The organism is Acuticoccus sp. (genome assembly GCF_965213555.1).
GTDB lineage: Bacteria > Pseudomonadota > Alphaproteobacteria > Rhizobiales > Amorphaceae > Acuticoccus.
Genome location: NZ_OZ243890.1, coordinates 87083 through 109724, shown reverse-complemented (window position 1 = coordinate 109724; position 22642 = coordinate 87083). Strand labels below are relative to the sequence as shown.

The following is a 22642-nucleotide window of genomic DNA, read 5'->3' as shown; positions in this document are numbered from 1 at the left end:
CGGCATGGGCGAGGCGCGCTGGACGAGGCGTCCGGAGGGCTCCAACTGGGGCGACTACGGACCCGACGATCAGGTGGGGCGCATGAACCTCGTCACGCGCGAGTCGCGGCTGCGCGGCGTGCGCGAGGTGACGGAGGGCATCGCCTTCTGCCTCAGCCTGCCGCTCGACTACCCCGGCGGCAACGCGCTCGTGCGTCACCGCCATCCGCCGAAGTTCCACATCGCCGAGCGGGCAGGGCGGACCAACTACCACTTCGAGATGAGCCACGTCTGCGGCGCGTTCTCCGACGCCATCTGCGACGACGCGGTGACGCTCTTCACCCAGTACTCGACCCAGTGGGACAGCCTCGCCCACGTCGGCTCGCGCTTCGACGCCGACGGCGATGGCGAGGCGGAGATCGTGTACTACAACGGGTTCCGCGCGGGGACCGACATCGTCGCACCGGGCGGCGTGCGCGAGGCCGGCGCCGACCGCCTCGGCATCGAGAACCTCGCCGTGACGGCGGTTCAGACGCGGGGCGTCCTCGTCGACCTCGAACGCGAGCACGGCCGCACCCGGGCGCTGATCGCCTACGACGACCTGATGCGCACCATGGACGCGCAGGGCGCGGCGGTGGAGCCGGGCGACATCCTGTGCCTCTACACGGGCTTCGCGGACGTCGTCTTGTCGATGGAGCGGTCGCCGGACCCCGAGACGCTGCACTCCTCCTGCGCGGTGCTCAACGGGCGCGACGCGCGCCTGTTGAACTGGATCACCGACAGCGGCATCGCCGCGCTGTGCGCCGACAACTTCGCGGTGGAGGGCTACCCCGCCGAGCCGGGGGAGGGGGAGCGCTACGCCGGGCTGCCGCTCCACGAGCACTGCCTGTTCAAGCTCGGACTGCACCTCGGCGAGCTCTGGTACTTCTCAGAAGTCGCGGCGTGGCTGCGCGGCGCCGGCCGCACCGGCTTCCTCCTCACCGCGCCCCCGCTGCGTCTGCCCCGCGCCGTCGGCTCGCCGACGACGCCCGTCGCGACGGTCTGACCCGACGCCGAGGCGAGGCGTGGGCCGATTACACGCCAAAAGAAGGTCTTTCAACCATATTTTTGTCTCACGTTTTAGTTGACCGGGCCTAAATGATGCAGTTATGTCGAAGCATCAGTGCTGTTGCGTATGGTGCCGCGGGTGGGGCATCCACCTGATACTTACGCAAGTGCTGCATCCCCATGATGAACCTGTTTTCGTCGTCCGGTTCGGACGACCGCGCACGGCTGCGCATCCTTGCGCCGACCCGGTATGGCTGGACGTTCAGCGGGCCTCGTCGCTCTCGGCACGAGGTTATCCGCAAACCGTTCGTTCCGTTCTGCCGCATCGATCGGCGCATCGAAGGCCTTACCGTCTTCCCGCCTACGGGCAAACGCATCGACCTGGTGCACGCCTTCAATCGCATCCCCATCGGGACGAAGCCCTTCGTGATCGGGTTCGAGTCCCACCTTCCGCGGGCGTTCGGGACCAAGAAGAGCCGGCCCTATCGCTGGATGATCCGGACGCTCGCGAGCCAGCGCTGTCGCAGCATCGTCGCCATCTCAGAGTTCGCCAAGAACAACTTCCTTCACGATCTGCGGCACTGCACCGACGACGAGGCGAGGACCCTGCAGTCGAAGGTCGTGGTGCGCTTGCCCTCCGTGCGCTCCGTTGCGCCGACCATCCCGCCGAAGCCGAGCACGACCGCGGGCCTGCGTCTCCTGTTCGTGGGCAGCCACTTCGCGCGCAAGGGCGGATGCGTGGCCCTGCGCATCGCCGAGCTCGCCCACGAGCGGGGGCTGCCGATCACGCTCGACATCGTGTCTGACTATCAGGTCGGCGCGATCTCGTGGACCGATCCCACGAACCCGGACTACTACACGGACTACTGGAAGCTGAGGTCGCTTCCCAACGTCCGCTGCCACGGCGCTTGCCCCAACGACGTCGTCCTGTCCCTGATGGAGTCGGCGCACGTCGTCCTCCTGCCGACGTTCGGGGACACCTTCGGCTTCTCGGCGATCGAGGCGCTGGCGGCCGGGGTCCCCGTGCTCGCCACCACGCAGGGAGCGCTGCCGGAGTTCCTGGTCGACGGCGGCAACAGCATCCTCCTCGACCTGCCGACGAAGAAGTCCGGCGAGTGGGAGTGGCTGGGTCACCCGAGGCGGGACTCCACCGAGTTCGAGGTCGCGCACAGGAGTGCGGTCGAAGCGCTGGCGCAACGCTCCATCGAGCGGCTGGCCGCCGCGGCCGCCGACGACGCCGGCTACAGGCGCATGGCAGCCGCCGCAAGGCAGACCGCGCTGGACCTCTTCGATCCGGAGTTGGCGAACGCGTTCTGGGACGACACCTACGTGCGCGCCCATGCGATGGGCCGCGGGCTCGCCGGCGGGTTCGCCGAGGTCGATCTTAGCGCCGCCGGAAGCCCGGGCATGGTGCTGGACGCCTGAGTGGGCGGCATCACGCGCCGCGGATGGTAAACCGCGGCGCGGCGAGGTTGCGGGGCACGAGCGCCGAGCGGGTCTCGATGCGTGGCACGACCCGGGTGCGCACGCCGCCGCCCCCGGCCGGGCCGCAGCAGTAGAGCGCCGTCACCTCTTGCAGCGCGGCCTCGACGCGGGGTCGGTCGCCGTCGCGCACGGCGAGCCTCACGCGCACGTCCTCGGCCGCCGGCCAGGATGCGTCCTTCCATAGCGCGCCTGCGTCGCTGTCGAACGCGCTCGAGACGCCGATGAGGTCGATCCTGTGCATGAGGTCGAGCCCGCGCAGCGCGAGGCGGGCGCGCAGCGTCTCGGCGGCGAGCTCACCGCGAGCGCGAGCGTTGGGGCCAGCGTAGGAGATCTCCGCCTCGCCGAGCCAGTCCCCGGCGAACCCGACGGTCGCTTTCAGGAGCTCGGGAGCCGGGTGTCCGCGGGCGCCGCGCACCGCGATGCGGTCCGGGCCGTCGTCGGCGAGCTCCACCCCGGTGATGTTGAGCGTCACGTCCGGCGTGAGGTAGGCCGCCGGATCGTGGATCTCATAGAGCAGCTGTTCGGTGACCGTACGCCGGTCGACGCACCCGCCGGTGCCGGACGGCTTGGTGACGACGAACGTCCCGTCCGCCTCGGCCTCGGCGATGGGGAAGCCGATGGCCTCGGGCGAGGGCACGTCCTTGACGCCGGGGTCGGCGAAGTAGCCGCCGGTGACCTGCGCGCCGCACTCGAGGAGGTGGCCCACGAGGGTGCCGGCGGCGATGCGGTCGAGGTCGTCCCACGCCCAGCCGAAGTGGGCGACCAGCGGCCCCAGCGCGAGGGCCGGGTCGGCGACGCGCCCCGTCACCACGATGGTCGCCCCGGCGAGGATGGCGTCCGCGATGGGCCGTGCGCCGATGTAGGCGTTGGCCGAGACCGGCGCCGCGTCCACCGGCGGTAACGCGCGCTCCCCCTCCCACACCTCATGCTGCGCAAGGTCGATGGCGCCCACGACGTCGTCCCCCTCGACGACGGCGATCGTCGGCGCGACGCCGGCGTCGGCGGCGAGCCGCGCGATGAGGTCCGCCGCCGCCGGCGGGTTGGCGCAGCCGAAGTTGCCGACGATGACGATGCCGGCCTCGGCGCACGGCGCCAGGATCGGCGCCAGGAACTGCGCGAGGAGGGGCTCGTACCCGGCGCCGGGGTCTTGGCGGCGGGCCAACGTGCCCAGCGCAAGGGTGCGCTCGCCGATGGTTTCGAACAGGATCGCCCCGCCGCGTCCGTGCCGCGCGATCTCCGCCACGACGGGACCGGCGGCGTCCACGCGGTCGCCGGAGAAGCCCGCTCCTGAGCCGATGCGGTAGGTCATGGGGGGTCTTCCGTCGGCGGCCATCGTCCCGCTAGTGTTCCCTCGCGCGGAGCGAAGGGCAAGCACGATGGACGAGGCTCACGAAGCTCCCCCGGGCGAGGCAAGCGTGCGCGTGCCGCTCCACCGCATCGCCCACGCGCGATCGGGTGACAAGGGGAACCGGCAGAACATCAGCCTCATCGCCTACGACCCGGCGCTGTGGCCGACGCTGCTCGCCGAGGTGACCGAGGCGCGCGTGCACGAACTCTTCCGCCATCGCGGGGCGTCGGTGGTCCACCGCTACGTGCTGCCGAAGCTCCATGCCATGAACTTCGTCATCGACGACGCGCTGGAGGGCGGCGTCAACGCCGCGCTCGCGCTCGACACCCACGGCAAGACCGGCTCGTTCCGCCTTCTCGCCATGGAGATCGACGTGCCGGAACGGCTCCTGCCGTCCGGTGGCTGAAGGGGCGCGGCATCGAATGCGTGCCACGCCACTTGTGATTCCTACTCCGGCGCACGATGCTCCGCCGGTCCAGAAGGGCCACGCAGCGCCCGCCCGCCCCGACGTGAGGAAACGCACCGTGACATTCCGCGACATCATCCCCTCGCTCCGGATCCCCGTCATCGGGGCGCCCCTGTTCATCATCTCGAACCCGGACCTCGTCGTCGCCCAGTGCAAGGCGGGCATCATCGGCTCGTTCCCGGCGCTCAACGCGCGCGAGGGGGACGGCGAGCCGATCATGCTGGAGGCCTGGCTGAAGCGCATCACCGAGGAGCTCGACCGCTACAACCAGGCGAACCCTGACCGTCCGGCCGCGCCCTACGCCGTCAACCAGATCGTCCACCGCACCAACCAGCGCCTCGAGCGCGACCTCGAGATCTGCGCCAAGTGGAAGGTGCCGGTGTGGATCACCTCCCTCGGCGCGCGGGTGGAGGTGAACGAGGCGGCGCACTCGTGCGGCGGCATCGTGCTGCACGACGTCATCAACGACCGCTTCGCCCGCAAGGCCATCGAGAAGGGCGCCGACGGGCTGATCGCCGTGGCCGCCGGCGCGGGCGGGCACGCCGGCGCGCTGTCGCCGTTCGCCCTGGTCCAGGAGATCCGCCGCTGGTTCGATGGGCCCATCGCCCTGTCCGGCGCCATCGCGCGGGGCGACGCGGTCCTCGCCGCGGTCGCCATGGGAGCGGACGCGGCCTACATCGGCACGGCGTTCATCGCCACCCAAGAAGCGAACGCGGTCGAGGCCTACAAAAGGATGATCGTCGAGGGCGGCGCCAACGACATCGTCTACTCCGACCTCTTCACCGGCGTCTGGGGCAACTACCTGAAGCCGTCCATCGCCGCGGCGGGCATGGACCCGGAGGACCTGCCGCGCAGCGACCCCTCGAAGATGAACTTCTCCTCCGGCTCGTCCAAGCCGAAGAGCTGGAAGGAGATCTGGGGCTCCGGGCAGGGCATCGGCGTCATCGAGAAGGTGGTGCCCGCGGCCGAGCTCGTCGAGCGGCTCGCCACCGAGTACGAGGCGGCTCGCGCTCGCCTCTTCTCCCAGCCCGCCGCACCGGCGCGTCGCGAGTTCGCGGTCAGCGCGTAAGGCTACGCAGGCGAGGCGACCTTCGACCGGGCGAGCTCCTCGTCGCGCAGCGTCCGGCGCGACGGCTTGCCCACGGCGGTGCGAGGCAGCTCCTCGCGGAACTGGATCTCGCGCGGCACCTCGTGGCGGCCGATGCGTTCGGCGAGGAACTCGGCCAGCTCGTCCAGCGTGAAGCTTGATGTCCCGGCACGGCGCACGATGAACGCCTTGGCCGCCTCGCCGCGGTAGTCGTCCGGCACGCCGATGACGATGACCTCGTCGACCGACGGGTGCTCAGCGATCGCGTTCTCGATGACGAGGGGATAGACGTTGAAGCCCGAGGAGACGATCAGGTCCTTCTTGCGGTCGACGATGTAGAAGTACCCCTCCTCGTCCATTGACCCGATGTCGCCGGTAAGCAGCCAGCCGTCGGCGAACGCCGCGGCGGTCTCCTCGGGTCGCTGCCAGTACCCCTCGGTGACGTTGGCGCCGCGGATCGCGATCTCGCCGACCTCGCCGGCGGGAAGCGCACGGGAAGGCTCGTCGAGGGCGACGATCCTTAGGTCGATGCCGGGCAGCGGAATGCCGATGGTGCCGAGCTTGTCCTCCGGCAGCGCGTCCGGGACGATGGTGCCCGCGGGCGACGTCTCGGTCATCCCCCAGCCCCCGCGCAGCGCCAGGCCGGTGAGGGAGCGCACGCGGCGGAACAGCTCGACCGACAGCGGCGCGCCGCCGGACGCGACGTAGCGTAGGCTCGACAGGTCCCGGGCCTCGATGTTCGGGAGCTGGGTCAGCGCGATCCACAGGGTCGGCACGCCTCCGAATGAGGTCACCTTCAGCCGCTCGATGGTGTCGACAGCCTCCGCCGCGTCGAAGCGCTGGCGCAGGACGACGCAGCCGCCCTCGTCGACGCGGCGCAGGAGGTTCGTCGTCAGCCCCATGATGTGGAACAGCGGCGAGTAGGTGAGCGTGACGGTGTCGCCTGCCGTCGAGGGGGAGTTGTCGAACCACGCGCGGTACATGGCGACAGCGGCGGTGAGGTTGCGATGGGACAGCATCGCCGCCTTGGGCACCCCCGTGGTGCCGCCGGTGTATTGCAGCAGTGCGAGGTCGGACGGCGCCACGGGGGCGGGATCGGGGGCCGCGCCGGCGTGGGGCGCCACGAACTCGTGGGCGCGCACGCCGTCGCCGAACACGGGGTCGTCGGCCCGCAGCGAGATCGGGTCGTCGCACAGCACGACCTCGTCCATCGCGCCGGCCGCCTTCAGCGCCAGCGCGCGCTCGGCGAACAGCGGCGTCGACAGCGTGATGGCGAGCCGCGCGCCGCTGTCGGCAGCCTTGTGCTGGAGCTCGCGCGGGGCGTCGAGCGGGCTGAAGTGGGTGACCACGCCGCCCGCTGCGAGCACCGCGAAGAACCATACCGGATGGAACGGCGTGTTCGGCAGGTAGAGCGCCACGCGCTCGCCGCGGCGCAGCCCGGCCGAGCGCAGCGCGACGGCAGCGGCCGCGACGCGTTGGCCGAGCGCCTCGAACGTGACGGTCTCGCCGTAGTACTCGACTGCCGGTTGCGCCGCGTGGCGCAGCACCGCGTCCGCGAGCATGGCGGTCAACGTGCTCGGCTCGGGGTCGAAGTCGTGCGGCACACCCTGTGGCAGCAGCGCGCTCCACGGACGCGAATGCCCGCTCAACGGCCAGCTCCCCGAGCCAAACCGGCCGATCGACGCGCAGCGTCGAAGGGGCACGCACCCACACAGGGTCGGGTCACCGGCGCCTCCCATGTTCGCCCGCGGTGCGGCGACCGGCCTGCCCGCGGTTTGACAGCGACGCTAGGAAGGGTTGTATGACAGGTCAACGAGGGTTCGCGCGCAGGGCGACATTTGCGCGAGGAGGAAGGATGCTCGACCGCAGGTGCGAGGACGCCCAGGCCGCGTTGAGCGGCCTTGCGGACGGTGCGAGCATCGCGGTGTCGGGCTTCGGCGAGGCGGGACGGCCCAACACGCTGCTCGCGACCGTGCTCGCGATGGGCGTCAAGGACCTCCACGTCATCTCCAACAACCCCGGCGAGGGAGAGGTCGGCCTCGCCCCGCTGTTCCTCCATGGCCGGGTCGCGCGGCTGACGTGCTCGTTCCCGCGCGGCGCGCTCGGCGCGATCGTCGAGTCGCAGGTGCGTGCCGGCGACCTCGTGGTCGAGGTGGTGCCCCAAGGCACGCTCGCCGAGCGCATCAGGGCGGCCGGTGCGGGCATCCCGGCATTTTACACGCCCACCGGCTACGGGACGGCCGTCGCCGAGGGCAAGGAGACACGCGAGTTCGGCGGGCGAGGCCACGTGCTCGAGCTCGCGCTGCCCGCCGACGTCGCCCTCGTCAAGGCACGGCAGGGCGACCGCTGGGGCAACCTCACCTACGACCAGACCGCGCGCAACTTCGGCCCGATCATGGCGACTGCGGGGCGGCGCACCGTCGTCGAGGTGGATGAGATCGTGCCGCTCGGCGAGCTCGATCCCGAGCGCGTGGTGACCCCGGGCATCTTCGTCGACGCCATCATCACCACGCAACCGATCACCGAGGCACGCTGGAGGCCCGCCGCATGACACCGATGACCCGCGATGGCATCGCGCGGCGCCTGGCGCAGGACGTCGAGGACGGCTGGCACGTGAACCTTGGGATCGGCATGCCCGAGCACGTCGGCGACCAGCTCGCCGGCCGCGAGGTAGTTCTGCACTCGGAGAACGGCATCCTCGGCATGGGACCGACGCCGCCCGCCGGCGCGGAGGATCCCAACCTCATCAACGCCGGGAAGAAGCCGATCACCAGGGTCAAGGGTGCGAGCTTCTTCGACCATGCCCTGTCGTTCGCCATCGTGCGTGGCGGGCACCTCGACCTGTGTGTGCTGGGCGCCTACCAGGTCGCGGCGAACGGGGACCTCGCCAACTGGTCGCGTGACCACGGCGACCTCATCCCAGCCATCGGCGGCGCGATGGACCTCGCGGTGGGTGCCAAGCGCATCTGGGTGATGATGAACCACACGGCCAGCGACGGCGCGCCGCGCATCCTGGAGCGCTGCACGTACCCGCTGACCGCCCAGGGGTGCGTCAAGCGCATCTACACCGACCTCGCGGTGCTGGTGGTGACGGACGACGGCCTCCTCGTGGAGGAGATCCTGGGCGACCTCACCGCGGACGAGCTCGCTGCCCGCACGGGCGCGCCACTCACGTTCGCCCGAAGCGTTGCGCGTAGCGCCGCCTAAGCGTTCTGCCTCCCTAGGTAGAGGCGATCCATCGTGACGCGCTGAGGGAGGGACCGCTCGGGGCGGGATGGGGGCGTCGACGCGCCGCCGGGCGGGGACGTCCGGCTGCAACCGATGTTCAGATCGCGCGTGCCCTTCTATGCTGTTCCTTCGCCGGGCAAGCGATCATCGCTCGCGGACCCGGCACCCCCGCACCCGACCGGACCCCCCCATGCGCCTTGCCGGAGAAGAGCTGCAGCCCCTCGTCACGCTGGCGACCTTTGCGATCGGCATCGCCGGCGGGTTGGTCGCCAAGTGGATCGGCGCGCCACTGCCGATGCTGCTGGGCTCTGTGGTCAGCGTCGGCACCTTCGCGATCCTCGGACTGCGCGCCTACGGCGGTCCGCCGAAGATCCCGATGTGGCTGCGACTGGTCTTCCTGCCCATCATCGGCGTGTCCATCGGAGGCGCGTTCACCCCGGCGATCCTCGCGGACCTTGCAAGTTGGTGGCCGACGCTCCTCGCGGTGTTCGTCTACGTCCCGGTCGTCCACTGGCTCGGCTACCAGGAGTACAAGCGCCTCGGCCGGCTCGAGCCGCGCACGGCGTACTACGCCGCGGTCCCCGGTGGCCTCATCGAGGTGATCGCCATGGGCGAGGAGGCCGGCGCGGACCCGGCGATGCTCGCCATGCTCCAGTTCCTGCGGCTGATCCTCACGATCCTCCTCGTGCCCCTCGCCTTCTCACTCTTGGAAGGGGGTCCCGTCGGTTCGTCCTCCGGCGCGGTGCTGTCGAAGCTTGACCGCCCGGACGCTTTCGACGCCGCGTTCCTCTTCGTGCTGGGAGCCGCCGGCTTCTTCGGCGGACGCTGGATCGGGATGCCCGCCTACGTCATCACCGGTCCGATCCTGATGAGCGGGGTCGCGCACCTGTTGGGGCTCATCCAGACCGTGCCGCCGAGCTGGCTGATCGAGGTCACCCAGCTCGTCGTCGGCGTCAGCCTCGGCACGCGCTTCGTCGGCATGGAGCTGTCGCTGGTGTGGCGCGCCCTGCACCTTGCCTTCATCAACATCCTCGGCACGATGGTGTTCGCCGTCGTGCTGGCGCTCGTCCTTCACGGCGCGGTGGGCCAGCCCACGGAGGCTGTCACCCTCGCGTTCGCGCCGGGCGGCCTCGCGGAGATGGCGCTCGTCGCCGTCTCGCTCGAGATGAGCGTGGTCTACGTAACGGCGCACCACGTGGTGCGCATCATTTTGTCGGTCTCCATCGCCAAGATGTTCGCCCGTCGCGTTGCCGGCGCCGACGCTACCGGTCGAAGAACAGGCTCGGCAGGGTCAGCGCCACCTCCGGGAAGGCAATGATGATGAGCAGCCCCACGATCGTCACGATCACGTAGGGCGCGACGGACTTGTAGATGTCCCCCATCGTCACCTCCGGCGGAGCGACGGCCTTCAGGTAGAACAGGTTGAAGCCGAACGGCGGTGTCATGTAGCCGATCTCCATCATGATGACGAAGAGGATGCCGAACCAGATCGGATCGAACCCGGCCGCCGAGATGATCGGCAGGAACACCGGCAGGGTGATGAGCATGATGCCGAGCGGATCGAGCACCATGCCGAGGAAGAACAGGAGCACGAGCATGAACGCGAGGGAGCCGTAGGCGCCGCCGGGCAGGTAGCTCATGGCACCGGAGATGAGCTCCTGCGCGCCGAGCGCCGTGTAAGCGGTGGAGAAGGCGTGCGCCGCGAACAGGATCCACATCACCATCGCGGTGAGCTTCAACGTCGCGATGGCCGAATCCTGGATGTTCTTCAGGTTCAGCGCGCCGTTGACGAGGCTCGCGAGGAGCGCGCCGAACACGCCGATGGCCGCCGCCTCCGTCGGCGTGGCGTAGCCGCCGAAGATCGCGCCGAGCACGATGAAGACGATGAAGATCGGCAGGATGACGGCGCGCAGCGACACGAGCTTGGCGCGCCAGCCGCCGCGCTCCTCGAGGGGCAGGGCGGGGCCGAGGTGCGGCTGGATCCAGCAGCGCACGCCGATGTAGATCGACACGAGGACGAACAGCAGGATGCCGGGCCCGATCCCGGCGGCGAACAGGCGCCCCACCGAGACCTCCGACAGGAGCGCGTAGAGCACCATGAGGATCGACGGCGGGATGAGGATGCCCCACCCACCGCCGACGTTGATCGCACCAATGGCGAGCTGCTTGTCGTAGCCGCGCTGGAGCATCGCCGGCAGCGCGATGGTACCCATGGTGACGACCGCGGCGCCGGAGATGCCGCACATGGCGGCGAAGATCGCGCAGATCGCCACGGTGCCGATCGCGAGCCCGCCGCGCAGCCCGCCGAACCACACATGCATCATGTTGTAGAGGTCGCGTGCGACGCCCGAGCGTTCGAGCAGCATCGCCATGAACACGAACAGGGGGATCGCGACGAGGGTGAAGCTACTCATCGCGTCCCACATCTTCGAGGCAACGATGTAGAAGCCGACCGAGCCCATCTCGAAGAACAGGAAGATGACCGAGATGCCGCCGAGGACGAAGGTCAACGGCGTGCCGATGAGCAGGAAGAAGACGAGCGACCCGAAGAACAGGACCGTGAGGAGCTCGGCGCTCATTCCTGGATCTCGCCGCGGGCGGCCTTGTCGCGGATCATCTCCTCGTCGGGCTGCTTGCCGAACACGTCCTCAGGCACCGGCAGTCCGAGGAGGACGCGCACGTCCGCCCAGACGCGCACGATGCCCTGGGCGAGGAGGAGCGCGGCGGCGACGGGGATCGCGGCCTTGACCGGCCAGACGGGTCCCTTCCACGCGCTCATCGTGCGCTCCCACCGCTCGATGGAGTCGGCGGCGAGCGACCAACCCTGCCAGAGGAGGACGATCATGAAGAGGAAGAACAGGAAGCTGGTCGCCACGTCGACCATCGCCTTACGACGCCGGGAGAAGCGGCCGTAGATGATGTCGACGTTCACGTGGCCGCGCTCGGCCATCAGATAGCCGCCCGCCAGGATCGCATAGCCGCCGAACATCAGCGTGGCGAGCTCGCTGGTCCAGATCGCCGGACTGCCGACGAAGTAGCGCATGACCACGTCGGCGAACAGGAAGGCGAACAGCGGGATGATCAGCCAGGCGAGCACCTTGCCGATGAAGCGGTTCGTGGAAGTGATGAAGCGTGCGATCGCGAACACGTCAGGCCCCATGGCAGGCGTACGGCAGCAAGGGCCACCGGGACGCGGGCATCGACGACAGGACGGGCCACCGCCAACCGGTGCTGCGGGCAAGCGGTGCGTGGGAGGTCGCGCCGCTGGTGCGACGCGACCTGTCTTGGCGTCGGCTTAGAGGTAGCCGAGCTGCGTCATCAGCTCGCGCAGCCGGTCGGCCGCCTGCTGGGCGAGCTCGCCACGCTGGGACTCTTGCTCGATGATCTGCTGCGACGCTTCCGTGAACCTATCCAGAACGTCCTGCGGCAGCTCGATGACCTCGACCCCCTGCGACTCTTGCCCCTCTGCAAGGGCGAGCTGCTCCATGAGCTGATACTCGGTCGAGCGGAGGAAGAAGCGTTCATTGACGAGGTTCGTGAAGGTGGTGCGCAGGTCGTCCGGCAACGCCTCGTAGGCATCCTTGTTGACGATGTAGGCGTCGACGGTGATGCCGAGCGCCGGGGTCAGGTGGTACTTGGCGACCTCCCAGAGGCTCATGGACTGGGCGCCCTGGGCGGCGCCCCAGTGCGCCCCGTCGACGACGCCCGAGGAGAGGGCCTGGTAGAGCTCGGACCCCTCGACCATCTGCGGCGCCGCGCCGACGGCCGAAAGGTAGTCCATCATCGTGCCTGCTGAGCGCAACTTGAGCGATTCGAAGTCCTGCGCCGACGTGATCGGCTGCTTCACGACGAGCTCCGTCGGATAGACCTTCTCGGAGAAGTAGATCACGCCGGCTGGGTTGAGCTCTTGGTTGAGTAGATCCTCAACGCCCATGTTCTTGATGTAGTGCATCATCTCCCACTCCTCGCGGAGCGAACCGGGGATGCCCATGGCGAACGCGTAGGTCTGCGCCTCGTCCTGCAGGTACGAAGGCGAGGTGGTGCCCATCTCGACCACACCGCGGCGCACGAGGTTGTAGATCTCAGGGCCCTTGGCGAACTCGCCGGCGCCGAACAGCTCCAGGGTGAAGCGGCCTTCGGTGCGCTCCTTCAGCTGGTCGGCCAACACCTGCAGGCTGTCGTCGAACGACGCCGACGCCTTCGGCCAGTGCGACTGGACGCGCCAAGTCACGCTCTCCTGCGCCGCGGCCGTCGTGCCGAGCGCCATCAGCGCCACCGCACCGGCGGCGGCGCCAGCGAGGACGCGGCGACGGTCGAGCCCGTTGCAATTGCTCATTAAATCCCTCCCCAGGGTCGGCGGGTCGCTCGCGCGCCCGCCGTTGTTGGACGTGTTGATCAGTGAGGACGTTATCCCATCGACTGCCAACAAGACAGGGGGCGGAGGCGCCGTCAATCGGAGCCCTGCGCCGCGGCCGCCCCGGCTGGCCGGAGGGCGCGACGCGCGGCGCGGAGCGGACGCCGCAGCGCCCCGATCGCGGTGAGGAGGCCGAGGACGACGATGGCGATGCCGACGGCCTGCATGGGTTCCGGCACCTCGTTCGCGACCGGGACGCCGATGAGGATCGCAATGACCGGCACCAGCGCAGGGAACACCGCCGCGCGGGAGGCGCCGATGAGCTGCGCCGCCCGGGTGTAGGCGAGGATCGCGACGATGCCGGACAGCACCCCCTGCACGACGAGCTGGGCGACCAGCGTCGGTCCGGGCAGCGCGGCGATGCGCTCGAGGCTGTCGAAGGCAAGGTACCACGGGACGAACACGGCGGCCGACAGCACCGACAGCGAGGCGGTCGCCGCGACCGGGTCGATGTCCCAGCGCTTGGCGGCGACCGCGAACAGCGCCCACAGGAGCCCCGCGGCGACGAACATTGCGTCGCCCGCCAGCGCAGCGATGCCCTCGGTCGCAAGGCCGGGGCCAGCGATGGCCGCGAGCCCGGCGAGGATCGTCCCCGCCCCCACGACGCGGGACGCGGTCAGCGACTCTCCCAGGAGGAGCGCCGCGAAGGCCAGCCCACCGAGGGTCGCCGCGGCGGGCTGGAACACCGCGCCGTGGGCCAGCGGCGCGAGTTGGTACCCGCCGGCCGAGAGGATGATGAAGAGCGGACCTGCGAGCAGGGCAAGGACGAGGCTGCGGGACCAGCCGATGCCCGCGAGGCGGAGGGGCCGGTGCGCGAGCAGCCAGGGGAGCATCAGTGGCCCCGCCACCGCGAAGCGCATGAAGGCGATGTCGGAGGGCGAAAGGCCGGCGTTGGCGCCGGCGCGGCTCATCGCCATGTAGGCGCCCCAGACGACCGCGGCGAGGATGCCCAGCGCGACCCCCAGGGAGGCCGCCGCGGGCGCTCCCGCGAGTGGGGTCGGTTTTGCGGCCATGGTGGTCATCGGTGATCTCCTCTTCGGGCACGGTCAAGGGGCGCGCCCCGGAAGCCTGGCGTCGTTCAGCGGCGCAGGGCGACGACCGCGCCGACGACGAGGCCGAAGACGAGGTGCCCGACGAGCGAGGCCCAGGTCAGCGCGATGAAGCCAAGGAACGGCGGCAAGCCCGCGAAGAGGTGCGCCATCACGTAGAGCGCGAATACCCACAGCCCGACCCCGAAGCCCGCCGCCACGATCGGCCATGGCAGGGCGACGCCGAGCGCCGAGCCCACCCTGCGAGCCAAGGGCAGTGCGACGAGAAGGTAGCCGAGCGGGTAGGCAACAACGCCGACGAAGGCATGGATCGCCTCAGCCAGCGGCCAGTTGTTGAACCCGAACACGGACTGGATGAGCGCGGCCGGCTGCAGCGGCCCGCCGACCCACAGCGGGGTGAGGGCGCGGGCCCACACCTCCCAGGCGAGGTCGGCGGCGACGCCCGCGAGGAGCGCGGTGGTTGCGAGGCGGACGAGGTCGTCACGGTCGAGGGACCGGTCGAAGGTGGTGATGAGTGACATGGGTCGGCTCCTTGTTTGGCGTTGAGGATCAGGCAGCGGCGCGCTGGGCAGCGGGGCGCGACCACTCGAGGCCGGCCATGAAGGCGTCGTTCGGCGTCTCGGCGAGGTGGTTGGCGTAGTTCGAGATGAGCTTGGTTGCGGCGCCGACGAGCACGTCGAGGACGGCGCGGTTGTCGTAGCCGGCCGCCTTGAAGGCGGCGACGTCGGTGGGGGCCACCTCACCGCGCTGGCGCGTCACGAGGGCGGCGAAGCGGCGCAGCGCCTCGAGCCTCGCGTCGGCGAGGGGGCGCCCGTCGCGGACCGCGGCGATCGCCTCCTCCGGCACGTGGGCGCGCCTCGACAGCCCGGTGTGGCCGGCCATGCAGTACTCGCAGCCGTTCTCGTAGATGATGGCAAGGTAGGCGACGTTGCGCTCCACGGGGGTCAGCGACGTCCGCTCGAAGATCGCCCACAGCGTCCCGTAGGCCTCGAGCGCCGCCGGGCTTTCGGCGAGCACGGTGTGGAGGTTGGGCACGAAGCCCCAGGCGGCGCGAACGTCGTCGAGGAGCGGGCGAGACGCCTCGGGTGCGCTCGCATCGGTGTGCATGACGAAGTCGTTCTTCATGGCGTGTCTCCCTGCGATGGCCGGACTGTCCGGCGCCCTCCCCACATCGGTCATTCCGCGTTGCCGCGGCAGGCAGGCATCGGCGATAAGGTTCATTCCAAGGGGGAATGGCGACATGGATCGGCTTGGCGCGATGCAGACGTTCGTGCGCGTGGCGGAGGCGGGATCGTTCTCCGCCGCCGCGCGCCTCCTCGAGGTCGGGCAGCCCGCCGTGTCGAAGACGGTTGCGCAGCTCGAGGCGGCTCTCGGCGCGCGCCTCGTGGTGCGCTCCACGCGGCAGATCGCGTTGACCGAGGACGGGCGTCGCTACCTGGAGCTCGCGCGTGCCGCCCTCGAGGCTGCGGACGCGGCCGACGCCAGCGTCGGCGGGCGCAGCGCCGATCCGCGAGGCCTGGTGCGGCTGGCAACGTCGGTCGCGTTCGCCCGGCTCCACATCGTGCCGAGGCTCGGCCGGCTGTTCGAGCGCCATCCCGGGATCACCATGGAGCTCGTGCTGTCCGACGGGTTCGTCGACCTCGTGGAGGCGGGCGTCGACGTCGCGCTCCGCATCGGCGTCCTCAAGGAGGCCGGCCTCGTCGCCCGTCGCGTCGGGCTCGCCCACCGCATCGTGGTCGCCCATCCCGGCTACTTCGCCCGCCGTGGACGGCCGCAGCGGCCCCAGGATCTCGCCGCGCACGACTGCGTGGTCTACACGCAGCTCGCCACCGGCAACCTCTGGGAGTTCGAGGGACCGGAGGGCGCGGTGTCGGTGCCCGTGTCCGGCAGGCTGCGGGTCTCCACGGCCGACGCCATGCGCGAGGCGGTGCTGGAGGGTCTCGGCGTCGGCGTCACGCCCACATGGATGTGGCGTGACGAGGTCGCTGAGGGGCGGCTGGAGCGCGTGCTCGCCGCCTACGAGCCGACCGCGCGGCCCGTCATGGCGGTCTTCCCCGAGCGCCGGCTCGTCTCGCCGAAGGTGCGCGCCGTTGTCGACTTCGTCGCCGAGGAGTTCCGGCGTGACGCCGCGCTGTCGCCCTCCTCCTAGGCTTGCCGCGCCGTCCCGCGGCGGGTGCGCGCCCGGAGCGCTCCGAAGACGGGGACCGCCATCGACGCGAGCGTGACCAGCAGGAAGCCCACCACGATGGGCCGCTCCAGGAAGCGCCACCAGTCGTGGTCGAAGATGATGAGCGACTGCTTGAGGCTCCCCTCGACGAGCTCGCCGAGGATCAGCCCCATGATGATCGGCGCGGCGGAGAAGCCGAAGCGCTGCAGGACGAAGCCGAGGAGGCCGGCGAGCACCATGATCCACACGTCGAGCACGGATTGCTCGAGCGCGTAGGCGCCGATGGCGGCGAGGATGAACACCGACGGCCACAGGAAGCGCAGTGGGATCAGCGTGATGCGCGCGAAGAGCTTCGCGCCGACGAAGCCGAACACGCCGAACGCGAGGTTCGACAGGAGCATGGCGAGGAAGATCGCGTAGAGCAGCGTCGGCTGCTCGGTGAAGAGGTGCGGGCCCGGTCGCAGGCCGTGGACGAGGAGCGCGCCGAGGATGATCGCGGTCGTCGCCGAGCCCGGGATGCCGAGCGCCAAGGTCGGCACCATGGCAGCGCCCGTCGCCGCGTTGTTGGCGGCCTCCGGCCCCGCGACCCCGCGGATATCGCCGCGGCCGAACTTCGACTTGTCCTTCGCCCAGCGCTTGGCCTCGTTGTAGCCGATCATCGCCGCCACGGTGCCGCCCTCGGCCGGTAGCAGGCCGACGAACGCGCCGATGCCGCAGGAGCGCGCGATGGTGGCCGCGCAGCGGCGGAAGTCCTCCATCGTCGGCAGCTTCACCGCGTCGACCGCCATGCGCACCTTCTGGGTGCCGAGGTCCGCCGCCTGCTTCAGGAACTCGGCGCCGGCGAACAGGCCGATCATCACCGGGATGAAGTGAATCCCCTCCGACAGCTCGAAGTTGCCGAAGGTGAAGCGGTCGACGCCGGTGGTGAAGTCCATCCCGATGGTCGCGAGGAGCACTCCGAACGCGCCGCCGATGAGGTTCTTGATCGCGCTCTCGCCGGAGATGGTGGCGAGCATCGAGAGGCCGAACAGCGCGAGCGCGAAGTACTCTGGCGGTCCGAAGTTGTAGGCGACGCGCGACAGCGCCGGCGCGGCGACGATGAGTACGAGGACCGAGAAGACGCCGCCGATGACGGACGCGATCGCCGCCATCCCCAGCGCCTTGCCGGCGAACCCCTGCTGCGCCATCGGGAAGCCGTCGAACGCGGTCGCCGCGGCGGGCGGCGCCCCCGGTGCGTTGACCAGGATGGCGGTGATCGAGCCGCCGAACGTGCCCGCGCAGTAGAGCGCGGACAGCAGCGCGATCGCCGCGATCGGGTCCATGGTCAAGGTGAACGGCAGGAGAAGCGCCGTCGCCATCGTCGAGGAGAGCCCCGGCATCGCGCCGACGACGACGCCGCCGATCGTCCCGATCAGGACGATGAAGAGGAGGTAGGGATCGGTGAAGGCGACGAGCGCGGAGAGGAAGCCGTCCATAAGGTCTCCGAGCCGGCGGTCAGCCGAACAGGTTCTGGATCACACCGGGCTCGAAGCGCACGTCGAGGAGCTCGACGAACACCACCCAGATCGCGGCGGGGAACATCACGCAGTAGAGCAGGAGTGGCACGGGCCGCCGCTCTCCCCACAGGATGGGCATGGCGAGCGCGAACACGATCATCGCGACCATGATGCCGAGCCGCTCCAGCGCGGCGACGAAGGCGACCATCATCGCCGCCGTGACGAACACCGGCACGGGAGGCCGTCGGCGCAGCGGCTCCTTGAGCGGCAGGCCGAGGACGATCATCAGTGCGCCGAGGACGGCGATCACCGCGATGACGAGGCGCGGGAACGTCGCCGGCTGGACGTTCTGGGCGAGCGCGGCCGGCGCCTCCTCGAAGCTGAGCGTCACCCAGTAGGCGAGGCCGCAGAAGGCGAGCAGCACGACCCCGACGAGGAGGTCGCGCGGCCATCGCCCCCCGGTGCGACCCTCCGGATCGCGGGGCGACGACATGCGCGGTGTCCTACAGCAGGCCGAGCTCTTCGAGCGCCGACTGGCTCTCCTCGTAGATCCGCATGATGTGGTCGCCCCACTCCTCCTGCCCGACGACGGACGTCGCGGGCATCCCGCCGGACTTCAGGTAGTTGGTGTACTGCGGCGTCGACATCCCCTCCACGATGCCGTCGGACAGCGTGTCGACGACGTCCTGGGGAACGCCCGACAGGACGACGAACCCGCGCACGGTGGAGGCGGTCGCGTCGACCCCCGCCTCCTTCGCGGTCGGCGTGTCGGGCAGCGCGTCGATGCGCTCCTCGGAGAGCGCGGCGATGGCCTTCAGCTCCCCGGCGTTGAACTGCGACTCGCCTTCCGCGTAGTTCAGCAGCGCCACGTCGACGTTGCCGCCCACGAGGTTCGTGACGATGTCGCCGCCGCCCTTGAACGGCACGATGGTGTAGGGGATCCCGGCCTCCTTGGTGAAGGTGTGGATCGCGACATGATCCGCGCCACCGGCGAAGGTGGTGCCCCACTTGAGCCCACCGTCGGTGGAGTTCGACGCCTCGACGAGGTCGTCCATGGTCTTTATGTCGGAGCTCGTCGGGACCGCGATCACCATCGGGTCGTCGGTGGCCCGCGCGAGGGGGACGATGTCCTCGATCGTGAGCGGCACCTTCTCCTGCAGGATGTTGAAGATGTGGCTCTGGGTCAGCGTCATGATCGTGTGACCGTCGCGCGGCTGGCTGTCGACGTACATGAGCGCCGCCGCCCCCGAGCCGCCGCGCTTCGGCACGACCTGCATGTCCTCCCCGAACACCTTGGTGGCGCCCGTCGTCATCATGCGCGTGGTGATGTCGGTGCCGCCGCCGGGGCCGGCGTGGATGACGACGTCGATGGTGTCGGACGGGAAGTCCTGCTGCGCGCTCGCCGCAGGGGCGAGGCAGAGCGCGAGGGCGCCGGCGAGGCCGGCGAACGCGGTGCGGTGGATCGTCATGCGGGGTCTCCTCCCAAAGTTGTCGGCGCGCTGTTGTCCGCGCGTTGAAGTCCGTCGGTCCGGGCTGGCGGGGTCAGCTCCCAAGCTCGTCGGCCTCGGCCAAGGTCGAGCGGAACCGGCCGAGCCCGCACTCGATGTGCCGGGCGGCGGCGGCCCGCGCCGCCTCGGGGTCGCCGGCGCGGATCGCCTCGACGATGGCGCCGTGCTCCTCCAGGGATCGCTGGATGTTGAGCGCCAGCGACAGCCCGCGCCGGCGGAACAGGTGCATCTCCTTGACGAGGCGGTCGTAGATCGACTTCGCCCGGGCGTTTTCCGCCGCGTCGAGGATGAGGTCGTGGAAGGCGATGTTCAGCGTGTAGTACGCGGCGCGGTCGTCCGCGAGCTGCGCCCGCCGCATGGCGGCAAGGTTCGCGTCGAGGCGCGCGAGGAGTTCGGGCTCGTCGATGGCCGGCCGACGGCGGGCGACCGCCCCGCACGCCATGGCGAAGATCGCGCCGCGGGTCTCGTAGAGGTTCGCGATCTCGGCCACCGAGAGCCGACGCACGTAGGCGCCGCGGTTCGCGACGAGCGCGATGAGGCCGGTGTCGGCGAGTGTGCGGATCGCCTCGCGCACCGTGCCGCGCGACACGTCCAGCGCGTCGGCGATGGCCACCTCGTTGAGCTTCTCGCCCGCCGCGAACTCGCCGGCGAGGATCATGCGCTCGACCTCGGAACGAACGCTCTCGCCGAGCGTCGATCGGATGAAGGGGACGCGTGCTTCCGCGGTCGTCATCCTTGCTCCTTCGGACGGATCGGAGCAAGTTGTCAACATTCAGCAGTTGACATACGACGGAACCACGCAGGAGGGATTGCCATGGCCGACGCCGTGATGGAGCAACAAAGGTCGCACGCCGGCGCGGCGTTCCCGCGCCAGACGCCATCCGCAAGCCGCGCGCTGGAGCGCTTCCTGGTCCTCGACCTCACCCGCGTGCGCTCAGGGCCGACGTGCGTGCGCCAGCTCGCCGACTGGGGCGCCAACGTCATCAAGGTGGAGATGCCCGAGGGGGCGGACGGGTCCCAGCTCGGCGGGCCGCGCTCGGGCTCGGACTTCCAGCAGCTCCATCGCAACAAGCAGAGCCTCGCCCTCGACCTCAAGTCCGAGGAGGGCCGCAAGATCTTTCGCGACCTTGCCGGCCGCGCCGACGTGATCGTCGAGAACTTCCGGCCGGACGTGAAGACGCGCCTCGGCATCGACTACGACACCCTGAGCGCGGACAACCCTGGCCTCGTCTACGCGTCCATCTCCGGCTTCGGCCAGGACGGCCCCTACAAGGAGCGGCCTGGCTTCGACCAGATCGCCCAAGGGATGGGCGGACTCATGTCCATCACCGGCAAGCCCGGCGACGGGCCCATGCGGGTCGGCATCCCCATCGCCGACCTCACGGCGGGGCTCTTCGCGGCGCAGGGCATCATGGTGGCGCTCCTCGAGCGCGAGGTGTCGGGCCGCGGCCAGTGGGTGCAGACCTCGCTCCTCCAGGCGCAGCTCTTCATGCTGGACTTCCAGGCGGCGCGCTACGTGATGGACGGCGAGGTGCCCAAGCAGGCCGGCAACAACCACCCGACCTCGATCCCGACCGGCGTGTTCAAGACCGCCGACGGCTACATGAACATCGCCGTCGCCGGCGGCGCCATCTGGCGTCGCTTCTGCAAGGTGATGGGTCGCGAGGACTGGGACGCGAACGAGGACTACGCGACGCCCCCGGCGCGCTCGGCGAACCGCGACGCGCTGAACGCCGAGATCGAGGCGGAGACGGTGCGCGAGACGACGGCCGAGTGGGTGCGCCGCTTCAACGAGGCGGGCGTGCCGTCGGGCGAGATCTTCGACATCGGCGAGGCGTTCGAGAACGAGCAGGTGCGCCACCTCGGCATGGTCCAGCCGGTGGACAGCCACGAGCGTGGGCGCTCCCAGCTCATCGGCCAGCCCGTCACGCTGTCGCGCACGCCGAGCCGCATCGCGGCGCCCCCGCCGCTGTGCGGCGGCCACTCCGCCGAGGTGCTCGCCGCCCTCGGCTACGGCGCCGAGGAGATCGAGCGCCTGAAGGCCGACGGCGTCGTCTGACAGAACCCAAGGACCCGTGATGACCGACAAGATCCTCACCGAGCGCGACGGCGTCGTCGCGCGCATCGTGTTCAACCAGCCCGAGAAGCGCAACGCCGTCTCCCTTGAGATGTGGGAGGCGGTGGAGGCCGCGCTGGACGCCTTCGAGGCGGACGACGGCGTGCGCGTCCTCATCCTGTCGGGCGCCGGCGGCAAGGCGTTCGTGTCCGGCGCGGACATCTCGAAGTTCGAGACCGAGCGCGCCTCCAAGGAGGCGGTGGCGCACTACAACGCGACGACCAAGCGGGTCTACGGCAAGGTCGAGGCGTTCCCCAAGCCCACCATCGCGCAGATCGACGGGTTCTGCATCGGCGGCGGTGTGGCGCTCTCGGTGTGCTGCGACCTGCGCGTCTGCGGCACGGGCTCGCAGTTCGCGATCCCCGCCGCCCGGCTCGGCCTCGGTTACGGCTTCGAGGGGATCAACCGCCTGGCCGCGGTCGTCGGGCCGTCCTTCACCAAGGAGATCTTCTTCACCGCGCGCCGCTTCGACGCGGAGGAGGCGCGCATCATGGGCCTCGTCAACCGGGTCGTGCCGGACGCCGAGGTCGGCGCCAAGGCCATGGAGATGGCCCAGACCATCGCCGCGAACGCGCCGCTGACGGTGGACTCGGTGAAGTTCATTACCAACCAGACGCAGCTCGACGAAGGCGCGCGCGACATGGGACGCTGCGACGCGCTCGTCGCCCAGTGCTTCGACAGCCAGGACTACGTGGAGGGCCGGCGCGCCTTCATGGAGAAGCGGCAGCCGGACTTCGTCGGTGCCTGATCGCCCGGTTGCGCTCTCGGGTCCGGGGGTCACCGTCGACCCGGCAGGTGTTCAGGACCGGATCGGGACCGCGATCGGCGACCACGAGCAGGTCTTCGAGCGCTTCTTCCTCGCGCGCCTCATCGGGCTCGAATTCGCCTACCTCCCCGAGGACGCGCCGGACGACGCCAAGGAGGCGTGCCGCGTCCGCTTCCCGGTGCAGCCGTTCCTGTTCAACCCGCAGGGGTCGCTGCACGGGGGCATCCTGACGACCGCCATGGACATCTCCATGGGCCACCTCGCCAAGAAGGTGGTGGGCGAGGGGGCGACGGCGACCATCGAGCTGAAGGTGCAGTTCATGCGGCCGATCTCGTCCGGCTGGGCGACCTGCGAGGGGCGATTCCTGCGCCGCGGCCGCGCCATCGCGTTCCTGGAAAGCCGGCTGTGGGACGACGACGAGCGGCCCGTCGCCCACGCCACGGCGACGTGGAAGATGCCGGGCTGAGCGCGGCGGCACGCTCCCTC

The 22642-nt window shown here is 70.2% G+C and carries 23 protein-coding genes; 11 read left to right on the top strand and 12 right to left on the bottom strand.

What is annotated here, in order from left to right; all coding sequences use genetic code 11:
• Nucleotides 1-4 precede the first annotated feature (4 nt).
• Both ACOOE8_RS00750 and ACOOE8_RS00745 read left to right on the top strand, forming a co-directional pair.
• Nucleotides 5-1024 (top strand): cyclase family protein, encoded by a 1020-nt coding sequence (locus ACOOE8_RS00750; RefSeq protein WP_420393012.1) that lies wholly within the window; start codon nt 5-7, stop codon nt 1022-1024.
• 428 nt (nt 1025-1452) lie between these two features.
• On the top strand, nt 1453-2451 hold the full coding sequence (locus ACOOE8_RS00745; RefSeq protein ID WP_420393011.1) for a glycosyltransferase family 4 protein: 999 nt from the start codon (nt 1453-1455) through the stop codon (nt 2449-2451).
• 10 nt (nt 2452-2461) lie between these two features.
• On the opposite strand, the gene ACOOE8_RS00740 is transcribed toward ACOOE8_RS00745, so the two are convergent.
• The gene (locus ACOOE8_RS00740) at nt 2462-3820 is read right to left on the bottom strand and encodes an acyclic terpene utilization AtuA family protein (protein WP_420393010.1); all 1359 of its coding nucleotides are present in this window, start codon (nt 3818-3820) and stop codon (nt 2462-2464) included.
• A 67-nt stretch (nt 3821-3887) separates the two neighbouring features.
• Between ACOOE8_RS00740 and ACOOE8_RS00735 the strand changes: the two genes are divergently transcribed.
• Together ACOOE8_RS00735 and ACOOE8_RS00730 are read left to right on the top strand one after the other, a co-directional pair.
• A complete protein-coding gene (locus ACOOE8_RS00735; protein ID WP_420393009.1) occupies nt 3888-4265 on the top strand; it encodes an AtuA-related protein in 378 nt (125 codons plus the stop codon).
• A gap of 118 nt (nt 4266-4383) precedes the next feature.
• Nucleotides 4384-5394 carry an NAD(P)H-dependent flavin oxidoreductase gene (locus ACOOE8_RS00730; protein ID WP_420393008.1) on the top strand — a complete coding sequence of 337 codons (1011 nt, stop codon included), beginning with the start codon at nt 4384-4386 and terminating at the stop codon, nt 5392-5394.
• A 2-nt stretch (nt 5395-5396) separates the two neighbouring features.
• Here ACOOE8_RS00730 and ACOOE8_RS00725 read toward each other — a convergent pair whose 3' ends face one another.
• The gene (locus ACOOE8_RS00725) at nt 5397-7061 is read right to left on the bottom strand and encodes an AMP-binding protein (protein ID WP_420393007.1); all 1665 of its coding nucleotides are present in this window, start codon (nt 7059-7061) and stop codon (nt 5397-5399) included.
• Nucleotides 7062-7267: 206 nt separating this feature from the next.
• Between ACOOE8_RS00725 and ACOOE8_RS00720 the strand changes: the two genes are divergently transcribed.
• The 3 genes from ACOOE8_RS00720 to ACOOE8_RS00710 all read left to right on the top strand — a co-directional run bounded on the left by ACOOE8_RS00720 (nt 7268) and on the right by ACOOE8_RS00710 (nt 9958).
• Nucleotides 7268-7963 carry a 3-oxoacid CoA-transferase subunit A gene (locus ACOOE8_RS00720; protein WP_420393006.1) on the top strand — a complete coding sequence of 232 codons (696 nt, stop codon included), beginning with the start codon at nt 7268-7270 and terminating at the stop codon, nt 7961-7963.
• On the top strand, nt 7960-8619 hold the full coding sequence (locus ACOOE8_RS00715; RefSeq protein WP_420391228.1) for a 3-oxoacid CoA-transferase subunit B: 660 nt from the start codon (nt 7960-7962) through the stop codon (nt 8617-8619). Before ACOOE8_RS00720 ends, ACOOE8_RS00715 begins: the two co-directional genes overlap by 4 nt.
• Nucleotides 8620-8830: 211 nt before the next feature.
• Entirely contained in the window at nt 8831-9958 is a 1128-nt protein-coding gene (locus ACOOE8_RS00710; RefSeq protein WP_420393005.1) for an AbrB family transcriptional regulator, read from the top strand.
• On the opposite strand, the gene ACOOE8_RS00705 is transcribed toward ACOOE8_RS00710, so the two are convergent.
• The 6 genes from ACOOE8_RS00705 to ACOOE8_RS00680 form a co-directional block, all read right to left on the bottom strand.
• Complete coding sequence (locus ACOOE8_RS00705) at nt 9903-11219, bottom strand: TRAP transporter large permease (RefSeq protein WP_420391230.1); 1317 nt, start codon at nt 11217-11219, stop codon at nt 9903-9905. The genes ACOOE8_RS00710 and ACOOE8_RS00705 overlap by 56 nt on opposite strands.
• Nucleotides 11216-11788 carry a TRAP transporter small permease subunit gene (locus ACOOE8_RS00700; RefSeq protein WP_420391231.1) on the bottom strand — a complete coding sequence of 191 codons (573 nt, stop codon included), beginning with the start codon at nt 11786-11788 and terminating at the stop codon, nt 11216-11218. The genes ACOOE8_RS00705 and ACOOE8_RS00700 overlap by 4 nt, the downstream gene beginning before the upstream one ends.
• Nucleotides 11789-11935: 147 nt before the next feature.
• Nucleotides 11936-12976 (bottom strand): TRAP transporter substrate-binding protein DctP, encoded by a 1041-nt coding sequence (gene dctP, locus ACOOE8_RS00695; RefSeq protein ID WP_420393004.1) that lies wholly within the window; start codon nt 12974-12976, stop codon nt 11936-11938.
• 113 nt (nt 12977-13089) lie between these two features.
• Nucleotides 13090-14076 (bottom strand): DMT family transporter, encoded by a 987-nt coding sequence (locus ACOOE8_RS00690; RefSeq protein WP_420393003.1) that lies wholly within the window; start codon nt 14074-14076, stop codon nt 13090-13092.
• Between the two features lie 56 nt (nt 14077-14132).
• Complete coding sequence (locus ACOOE8_RS00685) at nt 14133-14624, bottom strand: hypothetical protein (RefSeq protein WP_420393002.1); 492 nt, start codon at nt 14622-14624, stop codon at nt 14133-14135.
• A 28-nt stretch (nt 14625-14652) separates the two neighbouring features.
• Nucleotides 14653-15228, bottom strand: coding sequence for a carboxymuconolactone decarboxylase family protein (locus tag ACOOE8_RS00680; RefSeq protein WP_420391235.1), 576 nt, complete (start codon nt 15226-15228; stop codon nt 14653-14655).
• A 115-nt stretch (nt 15229-15343) separates the two neighbouring features.
• On the opposite strand from ACOOE8_RS00680, the gene ACOOE8_RS00675 reads away from it, so the two are divergent.
• Complete coding sequence (locus ACOOE8_RS00675) at nt 15344-16252, top strand: LysR family transcriptional regulator (RefSeq protein ID WP_420391236.1); 909 nt, start codon at nt 15344-15346, stop codon at nt 16250-16252.
• On the opposite strand, the gene ACOOE8_RS00670 is transcribed toward ACOOE8_RS00675, so the two are convergent.
• The 4 genes from ACOOE8_RS00670 to ACOOE8_RS00655 all read right to left on the bottom strand — a co-directional run bounded on the left by ACOOE8_RS00670 (nt 16249) and on the right by ACOOE8_RS00655 (nt 20007).
• Nucleotides 16249-17745: a tripartite tricarboxylate transporter permease gene (locus tag ACOOE8_RS00670; RefSeq protein ID WP_420393001.1), complete on the bottom strand. Its 1497-nt coding sequence runs from the start codon at nt 17743-17745 to the stop codon at nt 16249-16251. The genes ACOOE8_RS00675 and ACOOE8_RS00670 overlap by 4 nt on opposite strands.
• Before the next feature lie 19 nt (nt 17746-17764).
• Nucleotides 17765-18259 carry a tripartite tricarboxylate transporter TctB family protein gene (locus tag ACOOE8_RS00665; RefSeq protein ID WP_420393000.1) on the bottom strand — a complete coding sequence of 165 codons (495 nt, stop codon included), beginning with the start codon at nt 18257-18259 and terminating at the stop codon, nt 17765-17767.
• Between the two features lie 10 nt (nt 18260-18269).
• Nucleotides 18270-19235, bottom strand: a complete 966-nt coding sequence (locus ACOOE8_RS00660; protein WP_420392999.1) for a tripartite tricarboxylate transporter substrate binding protein — start codon at nt 19233-19235, stop codon at nt 18270-18272.
• Nucleotides 19236-19308: 73 nt separating this feature from the next.
• A complete protein-coding gene (locus tag ACOOE8_RS00655; protein ID WP_420392998.1) occupies nt 19309-20007 on the bottom strand; it encodes a GntR family transcriptional regulator in 699 nt (232 codons plus the stop codon).
• A gap of 96 nt (nt 20008-20103) precedes the next feature.
• Between ACOOE8_RS00655 and ACOOE8_RS00650 the strand changes: the two genes are divergently transcribed.
• The 3 genes from ACOOE8_RS00650 to ACOOE8_RS00640 are packed head-to-tail and all read left to right on the top strand — an operon-like array spanning nt 20104 to nt 22622.
• Nucleotides 20104-21333, top strand: a complete 1230-nt coding sequence (locus ACOOE8_RS00650) for a CaiB/BaiF CoA transferase family protein (RefSeq protein ID WP_420394583.1) — start codon at nt 20104-20106, stop codon at nt 21331-21333.
• Nucleotides 21334-21352: 19 nt separating this feature from the next.
• Entirely contained in the window at nt 21353-22138 is a 786-nt protein-coding gene (locus ACOOE8_RS00645; protein ID WP_420392997.1) for an enoyl-CoA hydratase, read from the top strand.
• Nucleotides 22131-22622 carry a PaaI family thioesterase gene (locus ACOOE8_RS00640; RefSeq protein ID WP_420392996.1) on the top strand — a complete coding sequence of 164 codons (492 nt, stop codon included), beginning with the start codon at nt 22131-22133 and terminating at the stop codon, nt 22620-22622. Before ACOOE8_RS00645 ends, ACOOE8_RS00640 begins: the two co-directional genes overlap by 8 nt.
• Nucleotides 22623-22642: the final 20 nt, after the last annotated feature.